The organism is Enterobacter sp. 3U4, assembly GCF_057224565.1.
The window spans coordinates 2,213,955-2,228,142 of record NZ_CP136665.1; the positions used below are offsets into that span (position 1 = coordinate 2,213,955).

General features: G+C 57.5%; 11 protein-coding genes. 2 read left to right on the forward strand and 9 right to left on the reverse strand.

From position 1 onward, the window contains the following. Positions 1-323: 323 nt before the first annotated feature. The gene (gene rne, locus RVY89_RS10595) at positions 324-3,470 is read left to right on the forward strand and encodes a ribonuclease E (RefSeq protein ID WP_484827787.1); all 3,147 of its coding nucleotides are present in this window, start codon (positions 324-326) and stop codon (positions 3,468-3,470) included. A gap of 41 nt (positions 3,471-3,511) precedes the next feature. Here the strand turns inward: rne and RVY89_RS10600 are convergent, their stop codons facing one another. Continuing rightward, on the reverse strand, positions 3,512-4,414 hold the full coding sequence (locus RVY89_RS10600) for a LysR family transcriptional regulator (RefSeq protein WP_052119531.1): 903 nt from the start codon (positions 4,412-4,414) through the stop codon (positions 3,512-3,514). Positions 4,415-4,559: 145 nt separating this feature from the next. Here RVY89_RS10600 and RVY89_RS10605 point away from each other — a divergent pair, with 145 nt between their 5' ends. After that, entirely contained in the window at positions 4,560-5,774 is a 1,215-nt protein-coding gene (locus RVY89_RS10605; protein ID WP_484827788.1) for an MFS transporter, read from the forward strand. Between the two features lie 75 nt (positions 5,775-5,849). On the opposite strand, the gene flgL is transcribed toward RVY89_RS10605, so the two are convergent. The 8 genes from flgL to flgE form a co-directional block, all read right to left on the reverse strand. After that, a complete protein-coding gene (gene flgL, locus RVY89_RS10610) occupies positions 5,850-6,803 on the reverse strand; it encodes a flagellar hook-associated protein FlgL (protein ID WP_484827789.1) in 954 nt (317 codons plus the stop codon). Positions 6,804-6,817: 14 nt separating this feature from the next. Beyond that, positions 6,818-8,458 carry a flagellar hook-associated protein FlgK gene (gene flgK / locus RVY89_RS10615; protein ID WP_484827790.1) on the reverse strand — a complete coding sequence of 547 codons (1,641 nt, stop codon included), beginning with the start codon at positions 8,456-8,458 and terminating at the stop codon, positions 6,818-6,820. 75 nt (positions 8,459-8,533) lie between these two features. Then, complete coding sequence (gene flgJ / locus RVY89_RS10620) at positions 8,534-9,487, reverse strand: flagellar assembly peptidoglycan hydrolase FlgJ (protein WP_484827791.1); 954 nt, start codon at positions 9,485-9,487, stop codon at positions 8,534-8,536. Next, positions 9,487-10,584, reverse strand: a complete 1,098-nt coding sequence (locus RVY89_RS10625) for a flagellar basal body P-ring protein FlgI (RefSeq protein WP_029740346.1) — start codon at positions 10,582-10,584, stop codon at positions 9,487-9,489. The genes flgJ and RVY89_RS10625 overlap by 1 nt, the downstream gene beginning before the upstream one ends. Positions 10,585-10,596: 12 nt before the next feature. After that, positions 10,597-11,295, reverse strand: a complete 699-nt coding sequence (flgH, locus tag RVY89_RS10630) for a flagellar basal body L-ring protein FlgH (RefSeq protein WP_024909015.1) — start codon at positions 11,293-11,295, stop codon at positions 10,597-10,599. A 57-nt stretch (positions 11,296-11,352) separates the two neighbouring features. Beyond that, positions 11,353-12,135, reverse strand: coding sequence for a flagellar basal-body rod protein FlgG (gene flgG / locus RVY89_RS10635; protein WP_008500810.1), 783 nt, complete (start codon positions 12,133-12,135; stop codon positions 11,353-11,355). An 11-nt stretch (positions 12,136-12,146) separates the two neighbouring features. Further along, positions 12,147-12,902 (reverse strand): flagellar basal body rod protein FlgF, encoded by a 756-nt coding sequence (locus RVY89_RS10640; protein WP_023311138.1) that lies wholly within the window; start codon positions 12,900-12,902, stop codon positions 12,147-12,149. 20 nt (positions 12,903-12,922) lie between these two features. After that, the gene (gene flgE / locus RVY89_RS10645; protein WP_371897760.1) at positions 12,923-14,173 is read right to left on the reverse strand and encodes a flagellar hook protein FlgE; all 1,251 of its coding nucleotides are present in this window, start codon (positions 14,171-14,173) and stop codon (positions 12,923-12,925) included. Between the last annotated feature and the right edge of the window lie 15 nt (positions 14,174-14,188).

The following is a 14,188-nucleotide window of genomic DNA, read 5'->3' on the forward strand; positions in this document are numbered from 1 at the left end:
CGGAATGACCAATTTTGTCTGACCGATCATCCACGCAGCAATGGCGTAAGACGTATTGATCTTTCAGGCAGTTAGCGGGCTGCGGGTTGCAGTACTTCCCGGTATAAGGATTGTTCTCTGGAGAGTTCTACCCAGGCAATTCCCCTGATAATTGCGCTGTGTTTCCGTATGAAATACAGGCAACCGACACTCTGCGCCTCTTAAGCGAGCGACAACCGTGAGGTTGGCGACGTGAACAGACACGAGGCCATCGGTTCATACCCCGGAAAGCGTCACCTTGCCCGCAGCTTTGTCGTCAATGTAAGAATAACGAGTAAGTTACGATGAAAAGAATGTTAATCAACGCAACTCAGCAAGAAGAGTTGCGTGTCGCCCTTGTGGATGGGCAGCGCCTGTACGATCTGGATATCGAAAGTCCTGGACACGAACAGAAAAAAGCGAACATTTACAAAGGTAAAATCACCCGCATTGAACCAAGCCTTGAAGCTGCATTTGTCGATTACGGTGCTGAGCGTCATGGTTTCCTCCCTCTGAAAGAAATCGCCCGCGAATATTTCCCTGCAAACTACAACGCCCATGGCCGACCAAACATCAAAGATGTTCTGCGTGAAGGTCAGGAAGTTATCGTTCAGATTGATAAAGAAGAGCGTGGCAACAAAGGTGCCGCACTGACTACCTTTATCAGCCTGGCAGGGAGCTATCTGGTTCTGATGCCTAACAACCCGCGTGCGGGTGGCATCTCTCGCCGTATCGAAGGTGATGACCGTACCGAGCTGAAAGAAGCGCTGGCAAGCCTTGAACTGCCTGATGGCATGGGGCTTATCGTGCGTACCGCGGGCGTGGGCAAATCAGCCGAAGCGCTGCAGTGGGACCTGAGCTTCCGTCTGAAGCACTGGGAAGCCATCCAGAAAGCAGCGGAAAGCCGCCCTGCTCCGTTCCTGATCCACCAGGAAAGCAACGTGATCGTGCGTGCCTTCCGTGACTATCTGCGTCAGGACATCGGTGAGATTCTGATCGATAACCCGAAAGTGCTTGAGCTGGCGCGCCAGCACATCGCCGCACTGGGCCGTCCAGATTTCACCAGCAAAATTAAACTGTACACCGGTGAAATCCCGCTGTTCAGCCACTATCAGATCGAATCCCAGATTGAATCCGCCTTCCAGCGTGAAGTGCGTCTGCCGTCCGGCGGTTCTATCGTTATCGATACCACTGAAGCGCTGACCGCTATCGACATCAACTCCGCTCGCGCAACGCGCGGTGGCGATATCGAAGAGACCGCCTTCAACACCAACCTTGAAGCCGCTGATGAAATCGCCCGCCAGCTTCGCCTGCGCGACCTGGGCGGTCTGATTGTTATCGACTTCATCGACATGACCCCTGTTCGTCACCAGCGCGCGGTTGAAAACCGCCTGCGCGAAGCGGTGCGTCAGGATCGTGCGCGTATCCAGATTAGCCATATCTCACGCTTTGGCCTGCTGGAGATGTCCCGCCAGCGTCTGAGCCCGTCGCTGGGTGAGTCCAGCCATCACGTTTGTCCGCGCTGCTCCGGCACCGGTACCGTGCGTGATAACGAATCTCTGTCCCTCTCTATCCTGCGTCTGATTGAAGAAGAAGCGCTGAAAGAGAATACCAAAGAGGTTCACGCGATTGTTCCTGTGCCAATTGCCTCCTACCTGCTGAACGAAAAACGTGCAGCGGTAAGCGCGATTGAAGCGCGTCAGGGCGGCGTTCGCTGCATCATCGTGCCAAACGACCAGATGGAAACCCCGCACTATCACGTGCTGCGTGTCCGTAAAGGCGAAGAGACGTCAACGCTCAGCTACCTGCTGCCGAAGCTGCACGAAGAAGAGATGGCCCTGCCTTCAGATGAAGAGCCAGCCGAGCGTAAACTGCCAGAGCAGCCTGCGTTAGCCACCTTCATCATGCCAGAAGCCCCACCGGAAGCGGCCCTGGAAAAACCAGCGGCCAAACCTGCGGCGCAGAAACCAGAAGCAGCGGTAGAGAAAGCCCAGCCGGCACAGCCGGGTCTGCTGAGCCGCTTCTTCGGCGCGCTGAAGAAGATGTTTGCTGGCGAAGAAGTTCAGCCAGAGCAGCCGAAAGAAGAGCCAAAAGCGGCCAAGCCTGAACGTCAGCAGGACCGCCGTAAGCGTCAGAACAACCGCCGCGACCGCAACGATCGCAACGACCGTAGCGATCGTAATGACCGCAGCGAGCGTCGTGACAACCGTGACAACCGCTCTGAGAATAACGAAGGCCGTGAGCAGCGCGAAGACAACCGCCGCAACCGTCGCGAGAAGCAGCAGCAGAATGTTGAAGATCGTGAAATTCGCCAGCAGGCGGGCGATGAGTCTGAGAAGAGCAAACAGCGTGACGACCAGCAGCCGCGCCGTGAACGCAACCGTCGCCGTAACGACGAGAAGCGTCAGGCACAGCAGGAAGTCAAAAACCTGAACCGCGAAGAGCCTGTTGAACAGCAGGACGGCGAGCAGGAAGAACGTACTCAGGTCATGCCGCGTCGTAAACAGCGTCAGCTTGCTCAGAAAGTCCGCTTCGCCTCAGAAGCAACCGAAGAGTCAGCAATCGTCCCGGTTGAGACCGGTGAGAGCGCAACTGGTACGCAGCTGGCAAAAGTTGACCTGCCAGCGGTCGTTGATAACAACGTTGAGCAGAACGTTGAGCAGGATGAAAACGGTGAAAACCGTGATAACGCAGGCATGCCGCGCCGTTCACGTCGTTCCCCACGTCATCTGCGCGTCAGCGGCCAGCGCCGTCGTCGCTATCGTGACGAGCGTTACCCGACTCAGTCGCCAATGCCGCTGACCATTGCCTGTGCTTCGCCAGAAATGGCTTCCGGCAAAGTCTGGATCCGCTACCCGGTTGCCCGTCCGGAGCAGGTTGTTGAAGAACAGCCTGTAACCGAAGAGGTAATTGCACCAGCGGCAGCGGTAGAAGACGTTGTGGCTGAAGCGGCAACCGTGGTTGAACCTCAGGTTGTTGAAGCGGAAGCACCTCAGGCAGCTGAGGTCGAAACCACGCATCCGGAAGTAATTGCCGCGCCGGTTGATGCCGAACCGCAGCTTATTGCTGAAGAAGATGTGGTGGTGGCTGAGGAAATCGCTGAAGAAGCTGAACCTGTAGCCGCAGTGGAAGACACCGTTGAAGCCATTGTCGAAACGACCACTGAAGAAGTCGTTCAGGACGTTGAGATTGAGGTTGAGGTTGAACCGGTTGTTGAAGAACCGAAAGCGCCTGAAGTGAAACCAGAGCCGGTTGTTTCTGCGCCAGCCGCTGCCCACGTGGCGACAGCACCGATGACCCGCGCTCCGGCGCCGGATTACGTGCCTGAAGCACCGCGTCACAGCGACTGGGTTCGCCCGGCGTTCAGCTTCGACGGTAAAGGCGCTGCAGGCGGCCACAGTGCAACGCATCAGGCGACTGCACCGGCAACGCGACCGCAGTCTGTCGAATAACGACGCTGAAAGTAAAAAGCCGACCTCAGGGTCGGCTTTTTTTATGGCTGCTGCACGGGCTTTCTCATCCCGGTGACTTCCGGCATGACCTGCCGCATCAGCTCCAGAAAACGCCGCAAGCGTGCCGGATAATAACGGGACCAGGGATAAACCAGATGCACCGGTAGCGCCGCTGGCTGCCACTCCGGCAGCAAATGCACCAGCCGCCCTTCCCGAATATCGTCCTGTACCGTCCAGCTGGAGACCACCGCCACGCCAAGGCCGGTAAGTGCCGTATTACGTGCGACGTACAGGCTGTCGGTACTTAGGCGTGGCGTAATAGCAATCCGCGCGGTAGCAGGCGAGGCATCGTGAAAAAGCTCCACGTGGCGCTGGTAGAAAGAGCTGATGGCTATCCAGGGAAACTGCTGTAAATCTTCCGGCGTATTCACCGCCGGGAAGCGTGCCAGCAGTGCCGGCGCGGCCACCACCGAGCGCGGCACTTCCGCCAGCAGCACGGACACGGTCGCCGGATCGACCTCCACGCCCACCCGAATAGCGCAGTCAAGGTTGTCGCCGAGGAAATCCGCCGACCGATCGTTGAGCATCCACTCAATCGAAAGCTGCGGATAGCGTTGCAAAAATTCGGTTACGGGTTTCAGGAGCTGATCCTGACCAAACGCGTGCGGAGCGCGCACCCGCAGCACGCCTACGGGCTCATCTTCCGTCTGCCCCACCTCATCTTCCAGCGCCAGCCAGCTGTCAATCACCCGACGGGCGTGCTGATAGCAGCGCTCACCGTCATCCGTCAGCCGCGTCGTATGGGTGGTGCGCAATATCAGGCGTACGCCCAGCATCGTCTCAAGCGACTGTAACCGTCTGCTCACCGTGGCCTGGGTGGTGGCCAGCTGCCGCGCCGCCGCAGAGAGGGAACCCGCCTCCACGATGCGAACAAACGTCCGCATCAACTCCACCCTGTCTATACGCTCAGCTCTTTTCATCGCATTTTCACCTATACGCCCAACGTATAAGCGTTTTACCACCGGGCCCGCTACCGTCGCAAGGCGTACTGATAAAAAATAGCCTCACACGACGAATGAGGAACATCTTATGAACACAACAACCGCCGCCCATGCCGTGAGCCGCTGGGTAATCTTAATGCTGGCGATCGGTGCAGGTTTCAGCGTGGCATCTATCTATTATGCCCAGCCTTTGCTGCCGCTGATGGGCGCAGACCTTCACCTGAGTATCGAAGGAATGGGCATGGTCCCGACGCTCACCCAGGCGGGATATGCCCTGGGGATCCTGTTCCTGCTACCGCTCGGCGATCGCCATGACCGCAGGACGTTAATTCTGATAAAGAGTGCGGCGCTGGCGCTGTTTCTTCTCGGCTGTAGCCTGACCGGGCAGATCCATTCTCTGCTGCTGGCAAGCCTGCTCATCGGCATGGCCGCTACCATGGCGCAGGATATCGTCCCTGCCGCGGCCATCCTCGCGCCGGAAGGTAAACAGGGGAAAACCGTGGGCACGGTAATGACCGGGCTGCTGATGGGTATCTTATTATCAAGAACCGTGAGCGGCGTGGTGGGTGAAGCGTTTGGCTGGCGCGTTATGTACCAGCTGGCGGCGGCGAGCATTGCGTTCATCGGCGTGATGATGTGGTTTGTGCTTCCCCGTTTTGCCATTCACTCCACGCTGAGCTACCCCGCGCTGATGCGCTCAATGGAACATCTGTGGCGTCGCTATCCGGCGCTGCGCCGCGCCGCGCTGGCTCAGGGTTTCCTGTCGATTGCCTTTAGCGCCTTCTGGTCAACGCTCGCGGTCATGCTGCTGGAACGGTATCACCTGGGTAGTGCCGTAGCGGGTGGTTTTGGTATTGCCGGTGCCGCCGGTGCATTAGCTGCCCCGCTGGCGGGGGGGCTGGCGGATAAACTGGGCGCAGGAAAAGTCACGCAGCTTGGTGCCGTTCTTGTGACCGTCTCCTTCGCCCTGATGTTCCTGATGCCCGCGCTGGGAGTTCATGGACAGCTGATTCTGATCGCCATCTCCGCCGTCGGGTTCGATCTGGGTCTGCAGTCAAGCCTGGTCGCTCACCAGAACCTGGTATACAGCCTTGAACCGCAGGCGCGGGGTCGTCTCAATGCCCTGCTCTTTACGGTGGTCTTTATCCGAATGGCGCTGGGTTCCGCGTTAGGCAGCAATATCTATTCGCTGGCTGGCTGGACGGGCGTGGTCGCGCTGGCAACAGTCTGTGGCGTCATTGCGCTGGCAATCCGTCTGATAGAAAGCGCACGAGTCGCCTCCATACCGGCGGAAGTTGCATAAAAAAAATGCCCAATCCAGACGGATTGGGCAGCAAAACATGCCCAGTTTCAAGACATGCTCTAAGAGGTCAAGATGTTATTTGTTCAGCTGGAACAGAGACATGCCCTGCATATCGCTAAACGCTTTATAAGACGCCTGCAAGGCCGCCTGCTGCATGGTGTAAGAGGAAATCGCTTCGTTCCAGTCAACATCCACCAGATCGCTCATCTGCTTGGTCTGACCCAGCGCGCGGTCATCACCCAGCGTATCGAGTTTTTCCAGCTCGTTCATCTTGGTTCCCACATCCGCAACGACCGTCAGGACATTGTTCTGGGCATTTTTGATGCCGATTTGCGCATTGGCAATCACCTGGTTTTGTGCCGTTGCGGCAGCCGGATCGTTCTCAATCGGTGTCTTCAACGACGCAATGGCAGAATCCAGGATCTTGAACATGTTGGTCTGGCCATATCCACCGCCCGGCAGCTGTTCCGCATTACTGGTAATGCTTTCGAAAATTTGCTGTCCGGTATGGCTAATGGTCATATTTCGCGCCGTATCAACCTGCTGCGTGATGGCCTCTGCGCCGCCGTTATAATCCCCGGTTGCGGCATCAAACGGGGCGCTTTCGGTTTTGTATCCCGCAAAGATAAAGCGACCATTACCATCCGTCGTGTTGGCCAGGTTCATCAGCTGGTCGCGGATCCCCTGAATATCGGTCGCCAGAGAGAGACGGTCGTCATCGCTTAATGTGCCGTTCGAGGCGTAAACCAGCTTCTCACGCACGCTTGAGATCGCGGTGTTCACCTGGCTTAACACGTTATCTTCCAGCGAGACCTTCTGCGTTGCAAAGGTACGCGCAAGCGCAAACTGGCTGTTTTGCGACTGAGATTGTGACAGAACGATGGCCTGCGACGCGGCGATAGGATCGTCCGAAGGACGATTGACGCGCTTGCCGGTGGACATCTGCTCACCGTAGCTCAGCCATCTGCTCTGGGAATCGGTGATCCCACGCATGTTCTGCTCGTACATCATCTGGGTGCTAATACGCATTGTTCACCTCAACCTTAACGAATGTTGATAATTGCATCGAAGAGCGTACTGGCAGTCTGGAGAACCTGGGCGTTCGCCAGGTAATACTGCTGATAACGCTGCAAATTGCCATACTCTTCGTCGAGGTTTACCCCAGAGATGGTCTGCTGCTGCTTGATTAACTGCGTTTCCACGTTGGCTTTCGTCTGGCTGCTCACCTTCAGTGACGCCGTTGAGCTACCGACGGTACTGACCAGAGAGGCATACGCATCGTTGAAGGTTTTATTCCCACCCACCACTTTGCCGTTTTGCAGATCGAGCAGTTTCTGGCCGTTACGGTTGTCACTCTCGCCGCCGTTCTGCACCGACGCCATCGCCAGCTTGGACTCGTCGCTGATCGCCAGATCCATGTTCATAATGACGTTGGTAACCGGCTTCACGGTAAAGCTGTCTTTGGTATTTGCCGTGCCGCTCACGTTAACGTTAAGACCATCAAACGACAGATTACCGCTGGCATCCGGGCTCATCGTAAAGCTGGTTTTGTCTGATGTGCGGGTGACCGTCCAGTCAGTGCCGTTAAACTGCAGCTTATAGTCTGTCGCCTGGACCTGTTTGCTGTCCGCCACCGAAGCCGTAACAACCGCCGACCCGCCGTTCTTGCTGTTGGACAGCACCGCCGGAGAACCAAAGTTGAACAGCTTACCGCCCGCATCACCGTTTGCATCAAAACCGGCTTCATGCTGCGTGTTCATCGCATCGGCAAAGGCCAGCGCCATCTGGTTCAGGCTGTTACGGGCTTTATCCAGATCTTCATTACGGAAGGTCAGTAAACCGCCTAAAGAGCCGGTGGTGATAAATTTCTCGGGGATCTCAATATTACCCGCCACGTCATCGACGTAGGCGATGGTAGTACGAGCCGGATCGGCGCTGGACTTCACTGCAGCCAGCTGGCTGGCTTTGCTGCCCTGCACCAGGCTGTAACCATTGCCGAGAGAGATATTAAACGTGCCGCTGTCCTGTACGGAGACTTCCACGCCGACGATTTTGTTCAGTTCAGTCACGAGCTGATCGCGCTGGTCGAGCAGGTCGTTAGGCGATGCGCCCGCACCGACGCCGGTCAAACGAGAAATCTGATCGTTCAGATTCGCAATCTGCGTCGCGTAGTTGTTGATCTGAGACACGCTGCTTGAGATGGCGGTATTCACCTGCGTATCCTGGTCACGAAGATACTGATCGTTGGTTTTGAACTGATTGACCAGACCGCCCGCTTTCCCCAGCACCGTCTGACGTGCAGCCGGATCTTCCGCGTTGCTCACCAGCGTTTGCAGGCTTTTGAAGAAGTCCTGCAGCGTGGTGGAGAGCGAGTTGGTGGTATCGGAGAGCACATCATCGATTTTTGACATCTGCTGATAGCGCGTCGTCAGACCGCTGCTCTGCGTCTGCGCGGCACGCAGCTGGTTGGTGATGAAGGCGTCATACTCACGCTGGACACCGGAGACATAAACTCCGTTACCCACCCAGCCACCGCCGGTCAGCGTGCTGTTAGATGCGCCCAGCACCGTGGTCTGGCGAGTGTAGCCTGCCACGTTATAGCTTGAAATATTATTACTGACGGTATTGAGTGCCGACTGCGCAGCACTGAGGCCACTCATGGCGCTGTTAATCAAACTGGACATGGGGGTTCCTTTTATACGTTCAGACACGAGTCCTGATGAAGGTTATCGGCAACCTCCACCGGGACTTGAGAACTTTCAGAACAGATTTTCAATATCTGTGCTATAGGCTTTGCTGACCTTCTCGCCCATGGATTTCAGCTGCTGGATCATGCTGGTGAGCTTACGCGCATAGTTAGGGTCGGTCGCGTAGCCCGCGTTTTGCAGCGCCTGAGCGCCCTGCTCCGCCGTCGCCGCCTGCGTCACGGCGGTATAGCGCGGATTTCGGCTCAGCAGGCCAACATAATCGGACAAGGCTTCCAGATACGAGCTGTAGACGCGGAATTTGGCTTTCACCTTCACAGCCGCACCGTTCTCGTATTCCGTGGTCGTGATCTCCGTGGTTGGCCCCTTCCAGCTGGAAGTAGCCTTCACGCCGAAGATGTTGAAGCTCGGCTCGCCGTTTTCCTTACGGATCTGGCGCTGACCCCAGCCCGACTCCAGCGCGGCCTGCGCCAGAATCAGGTGATGCGGCACGCCGCTCTGTTGGCTGGCAAGACGCGCAGGCAGAGAAAGCTGCGCCAGGAAGTCTTTGCTGTCACCGGAGAGCGGCTCATCGCCGCTGCCCGTGGCTTTTGGCATGGCTTTACGCACCATTTGCGTCAGGGCCTGGTTCTGATAGCTGGTCACCGTTTCCAGGTCGAACTTCATCGGCACCTGCTGCGGCCGATCCTGAGGCTGAATGCCCTGCGCGGCTTCGGTCTGTTTCACAATCATGTCAGCCAGACCGAGGCCTTTACCGGCGGTCATCTGCTGCGCAATCTGCTGGTCATACATGCTGGTGTAGAGACGCGTTGAATCGCTGCTGAACATCCCGTCTTTCGGCAGGGTTTCACGCATGCTTTTCAGCATCATCTGTACAAACATCCCTTCCACCTGGCGGGCGACCGGGCGGATATTCGCCGCCGGGTCTTTTCCTGCTTTGGTTTTCAGCTCGTTGAGCGACTGGGCATCCCAGGCTGCACTGGTCAACAGTTTGCTATCGGTCAGCATTAGATGATTTCCAGTTTGGCGCGCAGGCAGCCCGCGCTTTGCATCGATTGCAGGATGGACATCAGATCCATCGGCGTTGCGCCCAGGGCGTTCAGGGCACGCACCACGCTGTTCAGGTTGGCGCTGGAGCGAACGCTTTGCAGTGACCCGCCGCTCTGGCGCATATCAATCTGCGTTTGCGGCGTCACCACCGTCTGACCGCCACCAAATGGCGTGTTCGGCTGACTCACGTTCGCGGAGCGGTTTACCGTCACGGAGAGATTACCCTGCGCCACGGCGCAGCTGTCGAGCGACACTTCCCGGTTCATAACCACCGAGCCGGTACGGGAGTTGATGATGACCTTCGCATCCTGGACCGGAACGTTCACTTCCATATTCTGGATATCCGCCAGCATGCGCACCTGGTTGCTGCTGCCGGTGGAGGTACGGATCTGCACGGTACGCGCATCAAGTGCCGTTGCATTACCGTAGCCGCGGCTGCGGTTGATGGTATCGGCAATCTGCTGCGCCATCGTGAAGTCTTCATTATTAAGCTGCAGGTTGATGGTGTTGCCCGCGCCAAACTGGGTCGGCAGTTCACGCTCAATGATCGCCCCGTTGGTGATACGTCCGCCGTTGAGCTGGTTCACCTGCACGCTGCTTCCGCCTGCGGATGCACCCGCACCGCCGACCAGAATGTTCCCCTGCGCCAGCGCATAGACCTGGCTGTCAACGCCCTTCAGCGGGGTCATCAGCAGCGTACCGCCGCGCAGGCTTTTGGCGTTACCCATTGAGGAGACCACCACGTCAATGGTCTGCCCCTGACGCGCAAACGCCGGGTAGGACGCGGTGACCATTACCGCAGCCACGTTTTTGAGCTGCATGTTGGTTCCCGCCGGCACGGTAATGCCGAGCTGGGAAAGCATGTTGTTCAGGCTTTGGGTGGTGAACGGCGTCTGGGTCGTCTGGTCACCGGTTCCATCCAGACCGACCACCAGGCCATAGCCAATCAGGGAGTTTTCGCGAACGCCCTGAACGCTGGTGAGGTCGCGAATACGGTCAGCCTGGGCAAAGGTTGCCACCAGCGCGAGCGCCACGGCGAAGATCGATTTAAACATGGGTCACCTCGCTTACATCGGCGATAAATTAAGGAAGAAGCGCTGCAGCCAACCCATATTTTGCGCTTCATTGATATAGCCGTTACCGACGTACTCAATGCGCGCATCCGCCACCTGGGTGGACGGAACGGTGTTGGTGCCGCTGATGGTGCGAGGGTTAACCACGCCCGAGAAGCGAATGAATTCAGTGCCCTGGTTAATGGCGATCTGTTTTTCACCCACAACGTGTAGGTTGCCGTTAACCAGTACCTGGTCAACCGTGACCGTCAGCGTGCCGCTGAAGGTGTTGCTGGCGTTCGCGCCGCCTTTACCGTTAAAGGTATTGCCGCCGGACGCGTTCACATCAGCACGCGCGTTGCCGAACAGCCCTTCGAGATAGCGTGGCACGGTATCGAAGCCAAAATTGGTTTTGCCATCGCGGCTGGCGTTCGCCGACGAGCTCTTGCTCGCGCTGACGTTTTCCTGCAGCACAATGGTCAATGTATCGCCGACGTTACGCGGGCGGCGATCTTCAAACAGCGGCTGATAACCGTAATTAATCGGCTGCGCGGTCTGGAAAATGGAGCCGTTTACCACTGGCGCGGGGCCAGGAACGGGTTGGGCAGTCGTCGCACCCTGGACCAATGGTTTAGACGGAATCAAAGCACACCCGCTGAGGGTGACAGCCAGAACAGTCAGTATCGGATAACGAAACGCCGCGTTTTTTTGCATTGCCTTCATCTTCGAAAACAGGGAGCCGGCGCGGCGTTTACCGCACCGGGCTACACCTTAAAGTTGCGTCAGTTTCTGCAGCATCTGGTCGGTCGTCGACACTGCTTTACTGTTAATTTCATACGCGCGCTGGACCTGGATCATATTCACCAGCTCTTCCGCCACGTTCACGTTGGAGGTTTCAACATAGCCCTGATACAGCAGGCCCGCGCCGTTCAGGCCCGGGGTGCTCTCATTTGGCGTACCGGAGGATTGCGTCTCGGTGTAGAGGTTCTCACCAATGCTTTCCAGACCGGTATCGTTCATGAAGGTGGTCAGGTTGAGCTGTCCGACCTGAACCGGCGCGGCCTGTCCCTGCTGGGTCACGCTGACCACACCGTCACGTCCGATGGTGATGCTCAGGGCGTTCGCCGGGATGGTAATCGCAGGCTGAACCTGGAAACCGCCCGCTGTCACCAGCTGGCCGTTCTGATCGACCTGGAACGAACCGTCGCGGGTATAGGCAGAGGTACCGTCAGGCAGCTGCACCTGGAAGAAGCCCTGGCCTTTGATTGCCACGTCTTTGCTGTTGTTGGTCTGAGACAGGTTGCCCTGGCTGTGCAGACGCTCGGTAGCCACCGGACGAACGCCGGTACCGATCTGCAGACCCGAAGGCAGCGTCGTCTGTTCAGAAGACTGCGCCCCCGGCTGGCGGATGGTTTGATAAAGCAAATCTTCGAAAACGGCGCGCTGACGCTTGAAACCATTGGTGCTCACGTTTGCCAGGTTGTTGGCAATCACGTCCATATTGGTTTGCTGGGCGTCCAGGCCTGTTTTCGCGATCCATAAAGAACTGATCATAAGGAGTCCTGTTAACTCATAGCCAGAAGTTGGTTAGCCTTGCCCGCGTTTTCATCCACGCTGCTGATGATCTTCATCTGCATCTCAAAACGACGAGCGCTGGCAATCATGTCGCTCATGGCGGCTACCGGCTTAACGTTGCTGCCTTCCAGAACGCCGGACATCACGCGGATGCTCGGATCGGCCTGTAACGTGGCACCACGCGTCGCCTGAGCCGCCTGGGTCAGACGGAACATGCCGTCGTCGCCGCGCTGCACCTCTTTGCCTTCCGCCTTAACCAGCTTCAGACGCCCGACGGGCGCAACGGTGTTGGCCGGGTCGCCCGGGTTCAGCGCCGAAATGGTGCCGTCCGCGGCGATAGTCAGCTCAGAGCCTTCCGGCACGGTCAGCGGACCCGCTTCCCCCATCACCGGATGACCCTGAATCGTCAGCTGGCCCGTCGCGCTCACCTGGATATTGCCGTTACGGGTATAGCCTTCGCTGCCGTCCGCCGTTTGCACCGCCAGCCAGCCGTCCTGCTGTAGGGCAACGTCCAGCGGGCGTGAGGTGTAGTCCATCTGCCCTGGCGTCATATCTGCGCCAGGGGTTGATGCCGTCACCAGCGTACGGGTCGGCAGGGAAAGCCCTTCTACCGGCACCGCGCGCAGCGCATTAAGCTGCGCACGAAAGCCCGGCGTAGAGGCGTTTGCCAGGTTGCTGGCGGTAACGGCCTGCTGATTGAGCGTCTGACTTGCCGCGCCCATCGCGGTATATATTGCGTGATCCATTGCGCTTTCCTGTTAGCCGCTTAACGCAGGTTAACCAGCGTGTTGAGGATCTGGTCCTGGGTTTTGATGGTCTGCGCGTTCGACTGATAGTTACGCTGCGCGACGATCATGTTCACCAGTTCTTTACTCATATCCACGTTGGAAGCTTCCAGCGCGCCGTTGGTCAGCTTGCCGAAGTTACCGGTGCCTGCGGTACCCAGCAGCGCCACGCCGGAGGCCTGAGATGCAGACCAGACGTTGTCGCCTTCCGATTTCAGACCTTCGTTGTTGGCAAAGTTTGCCAGTACGATCTGACCCAGAACCTGTGACTGCTCGTTAGAGTAGCTTCCCACCACGGTGCCATCGTCGTTGATCTGGTAGCTCACCAGATCGCCAGGCTTGTAGCCGTTCTGATTGGTTGCCACCACGCTGTTCGCACCGGTGTTCTGCTGCATAGAGTTCAGGAAGCTCAGGGAGAAAGTCGCCGCCGTCGCACCGCTGACAGAACCCGTGGTGATGTTAATGGCCGGAGTGGCGTTTGGCGTTGCGCTCAGTACACCCGCCGCGTCGTAGTTATAGACACCCGCCAGGTTACCGTTCGCATCAAAGTTCATCTGCGCCGCTTTCGCTGCTGTAGAACCCGCAACGCTGCCGTCCTGAGTGTAAAGATCCCATTTATTGTTAGCTGTCTTAACGTAGTAGACATACATGTTATGGGCGTTACCCTGGCTGTCGAATACGGTCACGGTCCCTTTTTTGTTGTAGGTATCCGGGTTAGTCGCATCGAAGGGAGCGGTTTGAACAGGATCGGTTGAGTTCAGGTTGATCTGCTGCGTCGCGGTGGTGGTCGATTTCGCCGCCATCAGGGTATTCGGGATAGTAATCGCCTGAGGGTTCGCACCGGTCTGAACGGTTGGAGGCGTACCCGCTACCGGGTAGCCCGTCAGCTGCATGCCCTGCATGTTAACCAGCGTACGGTTTTCGTCCAGCTTGAACTGGCCGTTACGGCTGTAGAACACAGAGCCGTTGGAATCAACCATACGGAAGAAACCGTTCTGGCTGATGGCGACGTCCAGACCACGACCGGTGTTGGTGGTGGTGCCGTCGGTAAAGTCCTGAGTGATGCCCGCAACTTTCACGCCCAGGCCGACTTTGGAACCGGCAAACATGTCTGCAAAGGAAGCAGAACCGGATTTAAAACCATAGGTCGCGGAGTTGGCGATGTTGTTGCCAATGACGTCCAGGTTGGTGGCCGCAGCATTCAGGCCGCTGACCGCTTGAGAAAAGGCCATGACTTACTCCTGATA

Bases quoted from the DNA above. Each gene is read 5' to 3' on its own strand.
- rne (WP_484827787.1), top strand. From the start codon at position 324: ATGAAAAGAATGTTAATCAACGCAACTCAGCAAGAAGAGTTGCGTGTC.
- RVY89_RS10600 (WP_052119531.1), bottom strand. From the start codon at position 4,414: ATGCGGACGTTTGTTCGCATCGTGGAGGCGGGTTCCCTCTCTGCGGCG.
- RVY89_RS10605 (WP_484827788.1), top strand. From the start codon at position 4,560: ATGAACACAACAACCGCCGCCCATGCCGTGAGCCGCTGGGTAATCTTA.
- flgL (WP_484827789.1), bottom strand. From the start codon at position 6,803: ATGCGTATTAGCACCCAGATGATGTACGAGCAGAACATGCGTGGGATC.
- flgK (WP_484827790.1), bottom strand. From the start codon at position 8,458: ATGTCCAGTTTGATTAACAGCGCCATGAGTGGCCTCAGTGCTGCGCAG.
- flgJ (WP_484827791.1), bottom strand. From the start codon at position 9,487: ATGCTGACCGATAGCAAACTGTTGACCAGTGCAGCCTGGGATGCCCAG.
- RVY89_RS10625 (WP_029740346.1), bottom strand. From the start codon at position 10,584: ATGTTTAAATCGATCTTCGCCGTGGCGCTCGCGCTGGTGGCAACCTTT.
- flgH (WP_024909015.1), bottom strand. From the start codon at position 11,295: ATGCAAAAAAACGCGGCGTTTCGTTATCCGATACTGACTGTTCTGGCT.
- flgG (WP_008500810.1), bottom strand. From the start codon at position 12,135: ATGATCAGTTCTTTATGGATCGCGAAAACAGGCCTGGACGCCCAGCAA.
- RVY89_RS10640 (WP_023311138.1), bottom strand. From the start codon at position 12,902: ATGGATCACGCAATATATACCGCGATGGGCGCGGCAAGTCAGACGCTC.
- flgE (WP_371897760.1), bottom strand. From the start codon at position 14,173: ATGGCCTTTTCTCAAGCGGTCAGCGGCCTGAATGCTGCGGCCACCAAC.